12 protein-coding genes and 1 pseudogene are annotated in these 16,133 nt (G+C 69.3%); 9 read left to right on the top strand and 4 right to left on the bottom strand.

Going from position 1 to position 16,133, the window contains the following annotated elements; translation table 11 throughout:
- Window positions 1-4 precede the first annotated feature (4 nt).
- Window positions 5-1,099: a glycosyltransferase gene (locus AC07NG_RS03385; protein WP_494592190.1), complete on the bottom strand. Its 1,095-nt coding sequence runs from the start codon at window positions 1,097-1,099 to the stop codon at window positions 5-7.
- Between AC07NG_RS03385 and AC07NG_RS03380 the strand changes: the two genes are divergently transcribed.
- Entirely contained in the window at window positions 1,092-2,468 is a 1,377-nt protein-coding gene (locus AC07NG_RS03380) for a polysaccharide pyruvyl transferase family protein (protein ID WP_494592188.1), read from the top strand. The genes AC07NG_RS03385 and AC07NG_RS03380 overlap by 8 nt on opposite strands.
- Entirely contained in the window at window positions 2,377-3,687 is a 1,311-nt protein-coding gene (locus tag AC07NG_RS03375) for a Rieske 2Fe-2S domain-containing protein (RefSeq protein ID WP_492854189.1), read from the top strand. Before AC07NG_RS03380 ends, AC07NG_RS03375 begins: the two co-directional genes overlap by 92 nt.
- A 185-nt stretch (window positions 3,688-3,872) precedes the next feature.
- Here AC07NG_RS03375 and AC07NG_RS03370 read toward each other — a convergent pair.
- Window positions 3,873-4,481 (bottom strand): annotated as a pseudogene (locus AC07NG_RS03370) (sulfotransferase family protein); the annotation flags it as partial.
- 200 nt (window positions 4,482-4,681) lie between these two features.
- On the opposite strand from AC07NG_RS03370, the gene AC07NG_RS03365 reads away from it, so the two are divergent.
- A complete protein-coding gene (locus AC07NG_RS03365; RefSeq protein ID WP_492854188.1) occupies window positions 4,682-5,623 on the top strand; it encodes a right-handed parallel beta-helix repeat-containing protein in 942 nt (313 codons plus the stop codon).
- A 161-nt stretch (window positions 5,624-5,784) separates the two neighbouring features.
- Window positions 5,785-6,960 (top strand): trans-sulfuration enzyme family protein, encoded by a 1,176-nt coding sequence (locus AC07NG_RS03360; protein WP_492854187.1) that lies wholly within the window; start codon window positions 5,785-5,787, stop codon window positions 6,958-6,960.
- Here the strand turns inward: AC07NG_RS03360 and AC07NG_RS03355 are convergent.
- On the bottom strand, window positions 6,887-7,870 hold the full coding sequence (locus tag AC07NG_RS03355) for a mechanosensitive ion channel family protein (protein ID WP_487288893.1): 984 nt from the start codon (window positions 7,868-7,870) through the stop codon (window positions 6,887-6,889). The two genes, AC07NG_RS03360 and AC07NG_RS03355, sit on opposite strands and share 74 nt — an antisense overlap.
- Window positions 7,871-8,183: 313 nt before the next feature.
- Here AC07NG_RS03355 and AC07NG_RS03350 point away from each other — a divergent pair, with 313 nt between their 5' ends.
- The 5 genes from AC07NG_RS03350 (at window position 8,184) to AC07NG_RS03330 (ending at window position 14,373) form a co-directional block, all read left to right on the top strand.
- The gene (locus AC07NG_RS03350; protein WP_494592185.1) at window positions 8,184-9,344 is read left to right on the top strand and encodes a DegT/DnrJ/EryC1/StrS family aminotransferase; all 1,161 of its coding nucleotides are present in this window, start codon (window positions 8,184-8,186) and stop codon (window positions 9,342-9,344) included.
- Window positions 9,345-9,539: 195 nt separating this feature from the next.
- Complete coding sequence (locus tag AC07NG_RS03345; protein ID WP_492854185.1) at window positions 9,540-11,225, top strand: hypothetical protein; 1,686 nt, start codon at window positions 9,540-9,542, stop codon at window positions 11,223-11,225.
- A gap of 99 nt (window positions 11,226-11,324) precedes the next feature.
- Window positions 11,325-12,104 carry a hypothetical protein gene (locus tag AC07NG_RS03340; RefSeq protein WP_494592183.1) on the top strand — a complete coding sequence of 260 codons (780 nt, stop codon included), beginning with the start codon at window positions 11,325-11,327 and terminating at the stop codon, window positions 12,102-12,104.
- Window positions 12,104-12,988 carry a hypothetical protein gene (locus AC07NG_RS03335; protein ID WP_494592181.1) on the top strand — a complete coding sequence of 295 codons (885 nt, stop codon included), beginning with the start codon at window positions 12,104-12,106 and terminating at the stop codon, window positions 12,986-12,988. The genes AC07NG_RS03340 and AC07NG_RS03335 overlap by 1 nt, the downstream gene beginning before the upstream one ends.
- A 167-nt stretch (window positions 12,989-13,155) precedes the next feature.
- Window positions 13,156-14,373, top strand: a complete 1,218-nt coding sequence (locus tag AC07NG_RS03330; protein ID WP_494592335.1) for a multidrug effflux MFS transporter — start codon at window positions 13,156-13,158, stop codon at window positions 14,371-14,373.
- 13 nt (window positions 14,374-14,386) lie between these two features.
- On the opposite strand, the gene AC07NG_RS03325 is transcribed toward AC07NG_RS03330, so the two are convergent.
- A complete protein-coding gene (locus tag AC07NG_RS03325; RefSeq protein WP_494592179.1) occupies window positions 14,387-16,132 on the bottom strand; it encodes an ATP-binding protein in 1,746 nt (581 codons plus the stop codon).
- Between the last annotated feature and the right edge of the window lies 1 nt (window position 16,133).

Below are 16,133 nucleotides of genomic sequence, written 5' to 3'. Positions count from 1 at the left end.
CCCGTCACACCACGTGCAACGGGCTGTAGACCGGCGGCCGGGGCTGGCTTTCGGCGAACCAGACCTCGCCCTCGCTGACCATGTCCCACTCCAGCAGATAGTCGCCGGGCATTTCCGGGGCGGTGAAGACGTGGACGAAGGTCGCTTCCGCGCCCGGCGGGGTCACGGTCAGGGTCAGGGCGCGCTCCTGCTCCCAGGCCAGCAGTTTCCCCTGCGGATCACGCAGGTGGTAGGTCAGGTAGATCGACGCCGAACGGATGCCCCAGGCCGGCCACCAGGCCAGGGTTCCGGTATTGCGCACCCGCACGATGGCGACGACGGCGTGGCGGCGGTGGGTCGCGGCGACCATGTCGACGTCGAGCACCTCGACGCCCCAGCCGGGCTGGGCGGCGACGGCTTGAAGCACCTCCGGCACGATCCGCTCGGCCGGGTCTCCCGGCTTCTCCACCGGCGCCGGCGGCTCGGCGGGAGCCGGGAACACACGGGTCGGCAGGCCTTCCGGGATCACGTAGTGACTCTCCCAGGCGCCGCGCGGATGCGAGGCGCGGTAGCGCTCCATCTTGGCCTGACGTTCTTCGGGCGAACACCACACCGGCTCGTAGTGCAGCAGGGCGGCCCGCTGCTCGTAGAGGCCCGGCCCCATCACGTGATAGCCGCTGTGCGGACGGTTCGGCTTCCAGACCAGGCTGCGGTCGTTGCGGAACAGCCGCAACTGCCAGTCGGGATACCAGGGCGGAACGAACAGGAAGGCCGCCTCCTGCTCGTCCACGACCCATTTGCGGGCGAACCAGAAATGGGTGGCGGCCGGATCGGCCATCAGCTCGGGCAGCAGGGCCGCCAGGCCGTCCTCCAGCCGCTCGTCATCGTCGATGACCAGGATCCAGTCGCCGGTCGCATAGTCGAAGATCATCATCCGGGCCGCCGAGATCTGCCCGTCATGCCGGAACCGGAACACGACATCAGCGAAGCGCGAGGCCGTCTCCAGGGACCCGTCGGTTGAATCGACATCGACCCCGACGACGATCTGATCGGCGAAAAGCGCAACCTCGGCGAGAAGCCTTTCGAGACGCGGTGCGGAGTTCTTGGCGAGGATGCTCACCGTAAGCCTTATATGCGTCAAACACAGGTCTCCATGCACGTGGAACCTTCACTGTATCGATTGCGTTTCCTATCGACGCCGATCAATCGTTCGACGCCATCGGCGCATATTGTCGTTCCGCCCCCTTACCGGCAGAATAACCGAGATCAGACGCCTATACCGCCCGCCGGATTTTCATAATCTCAAAAGGCAGATCGCGCGTATGACAACTCTTTTTTGCATTCGCCCGGCAACGCCGAATATCGGCAACGATCTCATCAATCGCGCGACCCTCGACCTCCTTTTCGACGTGTTCGGAACCGACCTGTCGGTGGTCAACCTCCCCGCGATCGCGTCCGGCGGGCGCGGCGGCCTGACGGCCAGCCAAGTCTACGACATCAACCGCTTCGCCGACGGCGTCATCGTCGGCGGCGGCAACCTGTTCGAGAACGGCCAGATCACCGTCGACCCCCGCGCCCTGGAGGCTCTGCGCAAGCCGCTGATGCTGATCGGCCTCTCGCACGGCCGGATCTACGACGAATCCGGGGACCGGACCGAGCGCAGCGATTCCCTGGCCCCGGCCGTGATCCGCCAGCTCGCCGCCAAGGCCGAGGTGGCCATGGTCCGCGATACCGCTTCGGCTCGGCTGCTGGCCGAGCTGGGCGCCGCGGGCGTCGAAATGGCCGGCTGCCCGACCACCTTCATGGAGCAGAACGCGGCGCCCGAGCCCCAGAACGACCAGGTCCTGCTGTCCATCCGCCATCCCCAGCGCATGAGCGTGCCGCCGTCGCTGCAATGGCGGACGGCCAACGACGTGCGGCGGCTGATCGACGCCCTGCTCGCCGAATACGGCAACGTCGTGCGCCTGGTTTGCCACGACTATCTCGACCTGGAGTTCGCGGCGGGCTTCCCCGACACGCCGCACGTCTATTTCGACACCGTGGACCGCTACATCGCCGCGCTTCGCCGCTGCCGCCTGAACGTCACCTATCGTCTGCACGCCTTCTTGCCGTGCCTGGCCTTCGGGACCCACTCGATCCACCTGTCCTACGACGAACGCGGCAAGGCGATGGTCGCCACGGCCGGCATGGGCGACTGGGACATCGACCTGATGCGCGAGGCCGACCCGATCGCCGCCGTCATCACCCGCGCCCGCGCGCCCGAGGCCTTCGCCACGGCTCGCCAGGAAGCCCGTCCCGACATCAACCGGATGAGAGCCGTCACCCTTGGCGGGGTAAGGCGTTTCTTCCAGGTCGTAGAACAACAAAAAAGCGCCGCGAAGCGCCAAGGACATCCCCATGACGCCACCCTCATCGACCGGGCTCCATCGGATCTGCAACGAGACGGACCTGACCGGTCTGCGCTCCCTGCACGCCCGGGTCGTCGATGAGCTCATCGCCGCGGTAGGCGATCTTCGGGGCGCGACCGCCGGCGAGCGACTACGCAAGCGAGGGCTGGGCGTTCTGCACGAGGAAATCGAGGTCGGGGACATCGGCGCGATCCGCGACCGGGTGCTCGAAGCCCTGCGGCCCGACCTCCTGCGCATGGCCGTGCGGGTCGGCCGGTCGGTGCTCGGCTGGGACCAGGACTTCTATGTCGACGACTATCTGATCCTGCGCATCAACCTGCCCTACGAAGTGGCCCGCCGCACGGCCGCCGGGGCCGAGAACCCCGGCATCGGCCGGGTCAGTCCGGCGATGCGTCCGATCGCCCAGGCGCGCCGGACCAAGGATCCGCTCTACGACCCGGCCGGCTATCACCGCCACCATCCGCCGGCGGCGTGGGCCCACGGCCCGCATATCGACAGCTGGACGGGCCACTCCCGCGACGGGATCAACATCTGGTGGGCCATGGTCGATGTGCCGGCCGAGGCGGGCATGGTGCTCTATCCCGAGGTCGAGACCGCGGGCCTGGTCTGCGACCGCCGGACGCTCTACCTCCAGGCCGGCCAGCCGCTGCCGCCGCCGACCTTCGTCCCCCTCGCCGCCGGCGAGATGCTGGTCTTCGATCCGGAGATCCTGCACGGGACCCATCTGAACGTCACCGACCGCACCCGCGTGGCGGTGTCGCTGCGGCTCAATGCAGGTCGCCCGACCTTCGCCCCGGAGGCCTTCTACGCCCGCGAGTTCTGGCGCTCGTCGAAGGCGATCGAGGCCGGCGACCTGGAGTCGGTCGAGCACGTCAGACGCGAGGACAACCTTGGTCCCGCCACGCCGCAGCCGCCCGCCCCCTCCCCCGCGCGCGCGGTCGTGCGTTCGCCAGCGCCGGCCTCCGGGCCGGTGGCGGTCGCCGCCTCGGCCGACCTGCCCGAAGGCGGCCGCCTCGTGGTCGAGCTGGAAGGGCGTCGGCTCATGGTGACCCGCCAGGACGGCCGGCTGGCGGCGCTGGACTCCCGTTGCCCGCACTACGGCGTCGATCTGATGGACGGCGGCGCGCGGGCCGGCCGGCTTCACTGCCCGGCCTGCGCCGTGGCTTTCGACCTCTCGACCGGTCGATCGGCCTGCGGAAGCCTGACGCTCGCCCTGATCCCGATCTGGGAGGCCGACGGCTCGATCCTCCTGGACGCGACCGCGGGTGCGGCCAGCGCTCCGGAGCCCGTCACGGCGTAGCCTCGCCGACGCAGGGCCGGCCCCATCAGTCGGACCAGTTCGGCGACCTCCTGCGGCGGCGAAGCGGCCAGCCGATCGCGACGCACGGGCCGCACCGGCTTCAGCGCCTCGCCCTTCCAGGCCAGGGACCGTTGCAGCACCACGCCCGAGGGCGTCTCGGCCCGGAGCTGGCGCGGATCGAAGGACAGGCCAAGGAAGGCCATCACGGTCGACAGCACGCGGTCGGGCGCCGTCACCAGCTCCTCGTAGACCACGCTCATGAAGCGGTCGGGATAGGTCGCTTCCAGGTCGCCGCACTGCTCCTCGGCCTCCAGCCACAGGCGCGCGCCGCCGACGGCGCCGCCGCCCCACCAAGGCATGTCGCGCAAGGAACAGGCGACATCGCGCCCGTCCCGCATCATGCAGACGACCCGGGCGGCCGGAAAATCGACCAGGATCCGGGGGACATGCCGTAGGTGCTGCGGCGTCTTCTCGCCGACCAGCGGCTTGCCGCTGGCCTGGCGTCGAGCTTCCAGCACGGCCCCGAACACCGCCGCCCCGTCGGGCGGCCGGGCGACGGCGTCCGGCAGCGCCGCCATCACCGCCTCGGGCTCCAGGCCCAGTTCGGCCAATCGCCGCCAGCCGCCCAGCAGCCGCCTCAGCGCCTTTGGGGCGATCAAAGGCAGATGCGGCGCGATCTCGTCATAGAAGGCCGTCTCCGGCGTGATGATCAGATCGGGATGCCGATCGAGCAGGACGCTGAGCAAGGTCGTTCCCGAACGAGGGCAACCGACGATGAAACAAGGATCCGCCATCTTGCGCCCCTCGCGCACCTGAATGGCAGGTCGCGCTCACGCAACGCGTAACAGTGTTATTGGATCCATTTAAAATTGAATCGATACAAATGCTTAAGCTTATCAACGCTGCTGCGCGCGCGCTTTCCCCGTGCTAGCTTCGGTTGAGTTAGTGCGTGGCGCCCGCCGTTTACTGGCGCCTTCAGGAGCTAGGAACGCAAATGAAAAACTTCGCCTTGTTCTTGGCCGCGATCACGCTGGGGATCGCCGCGGCGCCGCAGATCGCGAGCGCTCAAGCCACCCGCACCTGGGTCTCGGGGGTCGGCGACGACGTCAATCCCTGTAGTCGAACCGCCCCCTGCAAGACCTTCGCGGGCGCAATCTCCAAGACCGCCGCCGGCGGCGAGATCAACTGCATCGACCCCGGCGGCTTCGGCGGCGTCACGATCACCAAGTCGATCTCGATCATCTGCGACGGCCTGGAGGCCGGCGTGCTCGTCTCGGGCACCAGCGGCATCAACGTCAACGCCGCGGCGACCGACATCGTCCTGCTGAGCGGCCTCGAGATCGAGGGCGTCGGCACCGGCGTCAATGGCGTCAACATCCTGTCGGCCGCCAATGTGACGATCCGCAACAGCCTGATCCACGACTTCCGCGCGGGCGCCAACGGCGGCGTCGGCGTCTACGCCGCGCCCGGCACGAACTCGCTGCAGCTGGCGATCGTCAACACGCAGATCTCGGGCAACGGCGGCGCGACCACCGGTACCGGCGTGCTGATCGTCCCCACCGGCGCGACCTCGGTGGCGGTGTCGGTCGATCACAGCCAGATCACCGGCAACGGCGCCGGCTTCCGGGCCGACAGCAGCGGCACCAGCGGCAAGGTCCAGGCGGTGCTCCGCAACAGCAACCTGTCGCACAACACCCGGGCGGCGGTGCGCATCGTCGGCGCCAACACCACCCTCGAGGTGGCCGGCTCCACGATCGGCTTCAACGCCACCGGCGTCCATTCGGACGGCGGCCTGGTGACGCTGGCCGGCAGCCAGGTGTTCGGCAACGCCACCGGCCTGTTCGTCGGCACCGGGACGATCACCTCGTACGGCAACAACCAGCTCGACTACAACGCCGCCAACGGACCGAACCCGACGCCCATCGCGCCGCGTTGACGATGCGCCGGGCCGCCCCCTCCCCGGGGGTGCGCCCGGCCGCACGCGTGTTCGCCTGAAGGGGGCGCCGGAACGGGGTTCATGTTCTGGCGTAACGACGATAGACCTTGCGCGACGTCGCGGCAGACGCCGCCAGTTTCATCGTCCGACAACGAGCGCGCATGACCGACATTCCCGGCAAGAACCGCCTGGCCTTCGCCACCCGCACGATCCATGGCGGCCAGTTCCCCGATCCCAGCACGGGCGCCGTCATGGTGCCGATCTACGCCACCTCGACCTACGTCCAGTCGAGCCCGGGCGAGCACAAGGGCTTCGAGTACAGCCGCAGCCAGAACCCCACCCGCTTCGCCTTCGAGCGGTCGATCGCCGACCTGGAGAGCGGGAGCGCCGGCTTCGCCTTCGCCTCGGGCCTGGCGGCGGCCTCGACGATCCTGGAGATCCTCGACAGCGGCGCCCACGTGATCGCCAGCGACGACCTCTACGGCGGCTCGTTCCGGCTGTTCGAACGGGTCCGCAAGCGCTCGGCCGGCCTGTCGTTCAGCTTCGTCGACATGGCCGACGTCTCGGCCATAGAGGCGGCGATCCGGCCCGAGACGAAGATGATCTGGGTCGAGACGCCCACCAACCCGATGCTGCGCCTGGCCGACCTGGAGGCCATCGCGGCCCTGGCCAAGCGCCGCGGCCTGATCACCGTGGCCGACAACACTTTCGCGTCGCCCTACGTCCAGCGGCCGCTGGAGCTGGGTTTCGACATCGTCATGCACTCGGCCACCAAGTACCTGAACGGCCACTCCGACGTGGTCGCGGGCGTGGCCGTGGTCGGCGACAACCCCGAACTGATCGACAAGCTGAAGTTCCTGCAGAACGCCGTCGGCGCGGTGCTGGGGCCGTTCGACAGCTTCCTGGCCTTGCGCGGGGTCAAGACCCTGGCTTTGCGCATGCAGCGCGCCTGCGACAGCGCCCTGGAGATCGCCCAGTGGCTTTCCACCCGCAAGGACATCGAGCGGGTGATCTATCCGGGCCTGGAGAGCCATCCCCAGCACGCCCTGGCCCGCCGCCAGATGCATGGCGGCTATGGCGGGATCATCTCGGTGGAGCTCAAAGGCGACGAGGCGACGGCGCGCCGGATGCTGGAGCGTACGCGCCTCTTCACGCTCGCCGAGAGCCTGGGCGGGGTCGAGAGCCTGATCGAGCATCCGGCGATCATGACCCACGCCTCGATCCCGGCCGATCAGCGCAAGGCGCTGGGGATCAGCGACACCCTCATCCGGCTTTCGGTGGGGATCGAGGACTGCTCGGATCTGATTTCCGACCTCTCCTCGGCGCTTTCAGCTTGAACAGGTGATGGTCCTTGTCGCCGGGCATGGCCGGCGACGGGTCCGGGGCCTTGGACGGGCGCGGGGGCGGCAGCACCCGCGTCGGATCCTCGGCCCACAGGTGGGCGGCCAGCATCAGGTCGGTCTTGACCGGTCCGAAGTCCTCCTTGGCCGTCCAGACGCGGATGGCGGCCTGGGCGAACACTTCGGAAAGGTCGACGACCTCGATCATCGGCGCGGGGTCCTTGCGCACCCTGGGATCGCTCTCGGCCCGCTCGCGCATCTTCTGCAGCACGACCACCAGGTCGGTCTTCAGCGGCACCTTGAACAGCACGTCGGCGCGGCGGTTGCGGTGGGTCGAGTAGTTGAGGATGACGTCGCCGAACACCTTGCTGTTGGGGATCATCACCTTGACGTTGTCGGGCGTGGCGATCTCGGTGAACAGCAGGTCGAGCGACTTGACCGTGCCCTGGCGGGTCGCCGTCTCGATGACGTCGCCGACGCGATACGGACGGAACAGCAGGATCATCACCCCGGCCGCCACGTTCGACAGCGCGCCCTGCAAGGCCAGGCCGATGGCCAGCGAGGCCGCGCCCAGCACAGCGATGATCGAGGTCGCCTGCACGCCCAGCTGCTGCAGCACCGCTACCAGGCCGATGGCGACCACCGCGTAGCGCACCAGCGACGAGACGAAGCTCTCCAGCGTCGGGTCGGGATTGGTGCGATGCACCCGGCTCAAAGCCCGCTTCGCCATCCCGGCCAGCCAGCCGGCCGCCCAGAAGGTGACGAACAGGATGAGGGCGGCCACGACCAGATTGACGGCCACCTTGCCCAGCCAGTCGAGGAAATGCCCGAACATGGTCTCGTCGGCCTTGATGTTGGCGATGGACGGAAGGTTGAGGTCGGCGGGTACGGTACTGGGCTTGCTCATAGGTCTCTCGATGGCGCCCCCGCGCCGGCCGGTCAACGAAGCGCGGTGAAGGTTCGTTCCAATAGCCCCTCTCCCCTTGCGGGAGAGGGTGGCCTCGCGCAGCGAGGTCGGGTGAGGGGTCTCTCGGAGCCTTCCGCCGCAAAGACGGTGAGGCCGGGTGAAGCGTCCGATGTCTGAGAGACCCCTCATCCGTCGACCTTCGGCCGCCACCTTCTCCCGCAAGGGGAGAAGGATCCCAGGACAGACAGCCGAGAAACAGTCGGTTACATCAATTGGCTCGAAACCGAGCCGCCCCGCCTCTAAGAGCCCGCCCATGAGCATGCCCTTCATCGACCTCGCCGCGCAGCAGCGCCGGATCCGCGACAAGATCGATGTCGCCATCGCCAAGGTGCTGGACAGCGGCGCCTATGTCATGGGCCCGCAGGTGCGCGAGTTCGAAGCCCAGCTGGCCGCTTTCGGCCAGGCAAAGCTGGCCCTGTCATGCGGCAACGGCACCGACGCCATCGCACTGCCGCTGATGGCCTGGGGCGTGGGCGCGGGCGACGCCGTGTTCTGCCCGTCCTTCACCTTCGCCGCGACGCCGGAAGTCGTGCCGTGGGTCGGCGCCACGCCGGTGTTCGTCGACGTGCTCCCGGACACCTTCAACCTCGATCCCGCCAAGCTGGAAGCCGCCATCGCCGGCGTGAAGGCCAAGGGCGAGCTGACCCCCAAGGTGGTCATCGCCGTCGACCTGTTCGGCCAGCCGGCCGACTATCCGGCCATCAAGGCGATCTGCGACCGGGAAGGTCTCAAATTGATCTCCGACAGCGCCCAGGGCTTCGGCTGCACCCTGGACGGCAAGCATCCGCTGCACTGGGCCGATGTGGCCACCACCAGCTTCTTCCCGGCCAAGCCCCTGGGCTGCTACGGCGACGGCGGGGCGGTGCTGACCAACGATCCGGTGCTGTGGGACCTGATGGACAGCTACCGCGTGCACGGCAAGGCGGTCGGTCCGGACCTCGAAGGCAAGACCTTCGACCACGACCCGAAGTACCTCAACACCCGCATCGGCATGAACTCGCGCCTGGACACCATCCAGGCGGCGATCCTGATCGAGAAACTGGCCATCTTCCAGGAAGAGATCGACCTGCGTCAGGTCGTGGCCGAGCGCTACGCCGAGGGCCTGAAGGGCTCGGTGCTGGCGACGCCGGCCGTCATCGACGGCGGCGTCTCGGTCTGGGCCCAGTACGTCATCGAGCACGAGAACCGCGACGGCCTGGCCGCCCACCTGAAGACCAAGGGCGTGCCGACCGCCGTCTACTATCCGGTGCCGATGCACGTGCAGGCCCCGTACGCCGCCTTCCCGCGCGGCGAGGGCGGCCTGCCGGTGACCGAGGCCAAGGCGCAGACGGTTCTGGCCCTGCCGATGCATCCGTATCTGGCCGAGGCCGACCAGGCCGTGATCATCGAGGCGATCCGCGGTTTCAACGGCTAGGAGAGCCACTCGCGTCGCACCCACTTTTTGAAGTCAAGGTTGCGCGCACCTACACGCAGATTTAAGCTCCAGTTTGACGCCGGCGCTATAGCAAAGCTCCGGTAGAGTAAACGGAGCGTATGAGCGTTGTCGGTAGTCCTTCCGAATTCAGTTTTCTTCCACATCGGCCGGACGGGCGGCCATTGGGTTTCGCACGTGCTTTGGCGTGCGGGCCTGATCCAGGATCGCCTCTACCCTCTTCACCTGACGCCCGCCCAAGCCAACGCCGGCGGCGCGCTCTCGCCCAGGCCCGCGTCGTTCTGCTTCGTACGCCATCCGGTCAGCTGGCTGGCGTCGCTCTGGCTGCATGAAATGGAATTCGGATGGGGTCAGTCGGGCGTCGGCGCCGCCGCTTCCGACCACTTCCCCACCTTCGTCGAGCGCATGCTGGCGACCTTCCCCAAGGGCCCCTGCAGCCACGCCATGGCGCCCTATGTGGACCACTGCTCGTTCGTGGGCCGCACCGAAAGCCTGTCGAGCGATCTGGGCCAGGCGCTGAACCATGCCGGCGAGGCCTTCGACCCCGCCCTGCTCGCCACGCCGCCGATCAACGAGTCGGCCATTCCCAAGCTGCGCGTGGCCGCCAAGGCGCCGGCGGCCCTGCTCGAACAGGTGATGGCGGCCGAAAGCGCGTTCTGCGAGCGCTTCGACTACCAGGGCGTGCCCGAGAAGTTCGTCGCCGACAGCGTCGAACCCGTCTGGCCGCTGATCCGCGCCCGCGCCGACGACGGCGCCTGCGACAAGGCCCTGCAGTTCGACCTGGTCCAGCCGCGCTTCGACTATCACCTGGACGACGGCGGCGTCATCGCCAGCAAGGGGCACGAACGCGCCACCCAGTGGGCTCTCACCCAGGCTGTCGAAGGCCTGGCGCCGGGCGCGACCTGCGCCGTGGTCAGCGAAAGCGATCCCTATTTCGCCTATCTCGCGGTCGATCACGGCTGCTCGCCGGTGACCTTCGTCAACAGCGCCGACGCGGCGACCTCGACGCCGCTGCTGGGCCGCCTGGCCGGCGAGGTGGTCGCCCAGCCGCTGGAAACCTTCCTGAAGTCGAGCGAGCCGACGCTGGACGCCCTGGTGTTCTGCGACTCGCTGGAAATCAGCATCGCGGCCGAGATGGAGCTGATCCACGCGGCCCTGGTGCTCAAGCCGGGCGGGCAGCTGGTCTTCACCGCCCCCATCCTGCACGCGCCGGTGTCGGTTAGGACGCTGTGGGGCCTCAACACCAGCGGCCGCAAGCTCTCCTATTACAGCCTGCCCTATATCGACACCCTGCTGGCCAACCTCGGCTTCTCCGAGGTCGAGATCGTCCGGACGATCTTCGAGGTGACCTCCGAAGAGCACGCCGACGAGGCCCACGCCTTGGCCGACGCCCTGGGCACCGACCGCGACCGCCTGCTGGGCAAGGCGATCATCCGCGCCAAGCGACAAGACGCCGGTCCCAGCGCCATTTCGCGCGAGGACCTGGTCAAGCTCTGGCTGCTGCGCCGCCCGGTCGACTTCATGCACACGCCGACCGACGGCCTGCCGATCGCCGCCCAGGCGACGATCGCCATGCTGAAGGCCCAGCTCGCGGAAGAACGCCAGAAGCGCATCCAGGTGCAGCAGGGCATGGCCGACCGCGAGCAGGAGCTGATCAAGACCCGGGTCAACCTGGCCGCCCTGGCCAACGACGCCGACTACAGCCGCCAGCAGATCGGCATCGCCCGGGGCGAGACCGCCGCGGCGCTGCAGCAGTTGCACGCCCTGAGGAACCAGATCGAGCACATGGGAGTTGAAGCCCTCCAGGCGCCCCGCCCGGCGCCCGAAGACGGCCCGGCGCAGCCCGTTCCACCAAAGGCTTGAGGCCACCAGAGGCCTGAGGCCCGCCGTCACCGTCGAGCTGCGCCGCATTGGCGCCGCACCGCCGTACTACCCGCGGCTTCCGATTGCGCGAGAGAGCAGATGCACGATCCCGTCACGAGCTTCGTCGTCTCGGTCTTCAGCGCGCCCAGCGCCGCCCTGATCATGGCCGGGGCGATCCTGGCGCTGGCGATCGGCCTGATCTTCCAGTCGGGCCATTTCGAATACGCGCCGCTGAAGGACGACCTGCGACGCCGCAGCGACCTGCTGTCGGAGCTGCGCGGGGCGGACCTCCAGAAGGCCTTCGCCGACGCCTTCCCGGCGATCGACAAGCGCCTGAGCGCCTCGGCCCACCCGACGCTGGAACTCGGCTGGGCGTCCTATCGCGGCCAGTTGGCGGAAACGGGCGACGGGCGGCTGGCCGCGCCGATCCACGCCATCGACGCCTTCGAGCATGCCGACGGCCCGGCCCGCACCCTCGAATGGTGGGCCAATCTGCTGGTCGCCATCGGCCTGGTCATCACCTTCATGGGCATCGTCGCGGCCCTGACCGAGGCGGTCGACGCCATGCAGCGCCAGGGCGGCGCCGGCATGCAGACGGCGCTGATGAACCTGCTGGCCGTGGCGGCGACCAAGTTCTGGACCTCGATCGCCGGCGTCCTGGGCTCGATCGTCCTGCGTCTGGCCGCGCGCCGCCGGCGCAAGGCGATCGAGGCGCTGGAAGCCCATTTCTTCGCCCAGCTGGACGGCTGCGTCCGCTTCGCCCCGCCCGAGAAGGTCATGCTGGAGCAACTGGCCGTGCTGTCGCGGATCGAGGCCGCCCTGACCGCCGGCGCCGCGACGCGCCCCGCCGCCGTTCCCGCTGAATCGAGCCTGGCCTGATGGCGGGCCTGGCCCGCGCCCGCCGGCGCCGCACGCCCGACCTCGAAGAGGGCGAAAGCTACTACGTCTCGATGACCGACATGATGGTGGGGGTGATCTTCATCTTCATCATCATGCTCAGCTACTTCGCTCTGCAGTATCGGCAGTCGACCAAGGCGCTGACCGAGGCCAAGCATCCGCAGACCGCCGCGCTGCTGCAGACCGCCACGGCCCTGACCCCGCATGAGGCCACCGTCGAGGTCGACGACAAGGCCCGTGTGCTGTGCGTACCCGAAAGCCTGATCGGCGGGACCGGAAGCGACCGTCGCTGCTTCTCCTACGCCCCGCCGGCCCAGGGCGCGGCGAACACCGTGGCCGCCGACGACGCCCAGCGCACGCTGATGGGGTTCCTCGACGCCGACCTGCGCGACGCCGGCGCGCCCCTGGCGGGCGACACCAGCGGCGGCGCCCTGTCGTTCTCGGCCGACGCGCTGTTCGAGCCGGGCACGGCCAACCTGTCGGCCGGCGGACGCAAGATCGCCGGCGAGGTCGCCGCCTCGCTCGCCAGGCGCCTGCCCTGCCTGGCCTATGGCGGCGCCAGTTCGACCGCCTGCCCCGAGGGCGAGGCCAAGCTGGCCCTCGTCAACGTGGTCAGCCAAACCAATCTCGACGCCTTCACCGCCGAGGGCCAGCAGGCCGCGGCCCTGGCCCTGGCGCGTTCGGCCGCCTTCCACCAGGCCCTGACCGGCGCCCAGCCGGTGCTCGCCGCCCTGCGTAACGGACCTCCGGGCCAGGCCGCGTCGCAGCCCCTGCTGCGCGTCGCCAGCCTCGGCCAGTCGCAGGAGGGCGCCTCGCGGGTCGGCGAGGGCCAGACGGTGAGCATCCAGTTCCAGATGGCGCGCTAGCGCTCTCTCCATTGGCGCGCATCGCCAGGCGGCCTATATGCCGGGCGTTGCGTTTCGCGCCGGCCGGCGCCTCGCGCGTTCACGGCCGAAGAGATCGCGTCATGCCCCGGGACACCACCGCCGCCACCGCCCCCCGAACTTCGGGCCAAACCTCGCCACATCCGGGCATGGGCTTCATCCAGTTCGTCGCCCTGATCGCGGCGATGATGGCCACCAACGCCCTGGCCATCGACTCCATGCTGCCGGCCCTGCCGCAGATCAGCGCCAGCCTGGGCCTGACCGGCGAAAACGAGCGCCAGTGGGTGATCACCGCCTACCTGCTGGGCTTCGGCGTCGCCCAGATCGCCTACGGTTCGCTGGCCGACCGCTACGGCCGCAAGCCCGTGCTGCTGGCCGGCCTGACGCTCTACGTGCTGTTCAGCCTGGCCTGCGCCCTGACCACCTCGTTCGAGATGCTGCTGGTCGCCCGGGCCCTGACCGGCGTCGGCGCCGCCGCCACCCGGGTGCTGGCCGTCTCCATCGTCCGCGACTGCTATTCGGGCCGCCGCATGGCCCAGGTCATGTCGCTGTCGTTCATCGTCTTCCTGGCCGTGCCGATCCTGGCCCCCTCGATCGGCCAGGCCATCGTGCTGGTCGCGCCCTGGCGCTGGATCTTCGGCGTCATGGCGCTGTTCGGCGGCGCGGTGATCGCCTGGACGGCCCTGAAGCTGCCCGAGACCCTGCACCCGGAGGACCGCACGCCGATCTCGGCCAAGGCCATTCTCTCGGCCTTCCGCCAGGCCCTGACCGAGCGGACGGCCATCGGCTACACGATCGCCGCCACCCTGGTGCTGGCCGGCCTGTTCGGCTTCATCAACTCGGCCCAGCAGGTGTTCGTCGACGCCCTGAGGGCGGGCGAGTGGTTCACCCTGATCTTCGCCGGGATCGCCGGCGGCATCGCCGTGGCCTCGCTGGTCAACGCCCGCATCGTCGAGCGGCTGGGCATGCGCAAGGTCTCGCACGGCGCGCTGCTGGGCTTCATCGCCTTCGCCGGGATCCACGCGATCGTCGCCCACACCGGCCACGAGACGGTCTGGACCTTCGCCCTGCTGCAGGGATCGATGATGTTCTGCTTCGGCCTGGTGATGTCGAACTTCGGCGCGGTGGCCATGGAGCCGCTGGGCCACATCGCCGGCGCAGCGGCCTCGATCCAGGGCTTCATCACCACCATCGGCGGGGCGCTGGGCGGCTTCATGATCGGCCAGCTTTTCGACGGCACGGTCGGGCCGCTGACCCTGGGCTTCTTCGGCTTCGGCCTGGCCGGCCTGCTGGTCGTGCTGGTCACCGAGAAGGGCAAGCTGTTCCAGACCGGTCCCGGCGGCGGCGCGCCGGACATGGCCCACTAGCCAGACCGCCCCTCTAGCCCCTGGCGCGCTCCAGCGCCTCGTACAGCCGGCCGATGTCGAGCGGCTTGGCCAGCCAGTCGGTCATGCCCGCGGCGCGGCAGGCCTGAACCTCCTCGTCGGCGACGCCGGCGCTGAAGCCGATCACCGGCACGTCGCGGTTGGCGCTGTCGCCGGCCCGCAGGCGGCGCGTGGCCTCACGGCCGTCGAGGCCGGGCATGTTGACGTCCATCAGCACCACGTCGAAGGGCTCGGCCTCCAGCCGCTTCAGCGCCTCCAGCCCGTCCGGCGCCGTGGTCAGCACCACGCCCAGCGGCTCCAGCACCAGGGCCAGAGTGCGGCGGTTCACCTCGTGGTCGTCGACCGCCAGCACCCGCAGGGCCGTGACCTCCGGCGGGGCCGCGCCCTGGTCGTTGGCGGCGGCGACCTTGGTCTCCTCGGCGCCCTGAGGCAGGGCCAGGGTCAGGCGGAAGATCGCGCCCTTCGGCTCGCCCGGACGCGCGTCGAGCTCGCCGCCCATCAGCCGCGCCAGCTGCCGGCTGACGGTCAGCCCAAGGCCGGTGCCGCCATAGGTGCGGGCCGTTTCCAGCGAGGCCTGGGTGTAGGGCGTGAACAGCCGCTCCATGGCGTCCGGAGCGATGCCTGCGCCGTTGTCCTGCACCTCGATCTCGACCTTCACCCAGCCCTCGTCGGCCGGAGCCGCCAGCAGGCGCAGGGTGATGGCCCCCTCCTCGGTGAACTTCACGGCGTTGGAAAGCAGGTTGTTGAGGATCTGGCGCAGGCGGAACGGGTCGCCCCGCACCCAGACAGCCGGCTGCTCGGCGGGCGGCTCGCGCAGGGTCAGGCCCTTGGCCTTGGCGCCGGCGGTCCAGAAGCGGGTGGCGTCGCGGATCGCCGCCAGCAGGTCGAAGTCGCGCGCCTCCAGGCTCATGGCCCGGGCCTCGATCTTGGCCTGGTCGAGCATGTCGGTCAGCAGGCCGGTCATCAGCTGGCCGGCGTCGACGATCAGGTCGGCGGTGACGCCGGTCTGGGCCGGATTGACCCCGGCGCGGATCAGGTGGGCCCCGGCCAGGATCGCCGACAGCGGCGTGCGCAGCTCGTGGCTGACGATGGCGGCCATGGCGGCGCGGTCGGCTACCGCGTCCTCGGCCTGGATGCGGCGGCGGTCGGCCTCCTCGCGGGCGGCCATCACGGCGCGGCGAGCCTGGTGCACGCGGCTCCAGATGGCGTGGACGACCAGCAGGAAGAACACCGCCGTCACCGCCAGGATCAGGATCATGCCGTGCGGCTGGCCGCCCCAGAACCAGAACGGCATGGCCGCCAGGCTGACGGCGTAGGGGATGGCGCCGGTATAGAACATCGGCCGGCAGTCGACGCCCGAGGCGACGTTGTTGAGCATGTCGCCCGCCAGCACCAGCAGGCTGATCACCACCAGCGGCATGGCCCCGTTGGTCCAGATCAGCGTCACCACCGCGGCGTGGGCGAGCGCCATCACCGCCATGGCGACCATGGCCAGGGCCGCGTGGAAGCGGACGTTGCGGGTCGGGAAGCGACCCTTGGCGAAGGGCCGGACGGCGACGAACTCCAGCCCTTGGACCAGGGCGCTGACGCCCAGCCAAGCGGGGATCAGGTCTCCATGCCCGGCCAGATGCAGGGCCCAGCTGAGCAGGCCCGTCAGGCCCAGGCGGATGACGATCTGCCTGTAGCGCTCGTCGGCGTTGGCCGGCAGGTGGGGCAGAAGCGAGTCTAGAAACTTCACCATG

The sequence above is a fragment of the Caulobacter sp. GW821-FHT10C03 genome (genome assembly GCF_059415485.1).
Note: the sequence above shows the minus strand (reverse complement) of the source record. Positions and strands in the feature narration are given on the sequence as shown.

Excerpts from the sequence above, each read along its gene's own strand:
- AC07NG_RS03380 (WP_494592188.1), top strand. The coding sequence starts at position 1,092 with ATGCTCACCGTAAGCCTTATATGCGTCAAACACAGGTCTCCATGCACG.
- AC07NG_RS03375 (WP_492854189.1), top strand. The coding sequence starts at position 2,377 with ATGACGCCACCCTCATCGACCGGGCTCCATCGGATCTGCAACGAGACG.
- AC07NG_RS03365 (WP_492854188.1), top strand. The coding sequence starts at position 4,682 with ATGAAAAACTTCGCCTTGTTCTTGGCCGCGATCACGCTGGGGATCGCC.
- AC07NG_RS03360 (WP_492854187.1), top strand. The coding sequence starts at position 5,785 with ATGACCGACATTCCCGGCAAGAACCGCCTGGCCTTCGCCACCCGCACG.
- AC07NG_RS03355 (WP_487288893.1), bottom strand. The coding sequence starts at position 7,870 with ATGAGCAAGCCCAGTACCGTACCCGCCGACCTCAACCTTCCGTCCATC.
- AC07NG_RS03350 (WP_494592185.1), top strand. The coding sequence starts at position 8,184 with ATGAGCATGCCCTTCATCGACCTCGCCGCGCAGCAGCGCCGGATCCGC.
- AC07NG_RS03340 (WP_494592183.1), top strand. The coding sequence starts at position 11,325 with ATGCACGATCCCGTCACGAGCTTCGTCGTCTCGGTCTTCAGCGCGCCC.
- AC07NG_RS03335 (WP_494592181.1), top strand. The coding sequence starts at position 12,104 with ATGGCGGGCCTGGCCCGCGCCCGCCGGCGCCGCACGCCCGACCTCGAA.
- AC07NG_RS03330 (WP_494592335.1), top strand. The coding sequence starts at position 13,156 with ATGGGCTTCATCCAGTTCGTCGCCCTGATCGCGGCGATGATGGCCACC.
- AC07NG_RS03325 (WP_494592179.1), bottom strand. The coding sequence starts at position 16,132 with ATGGTGAAGTTTCTAGACTCGCTTCTGCCCCACCTGCCGGCCAACGCC.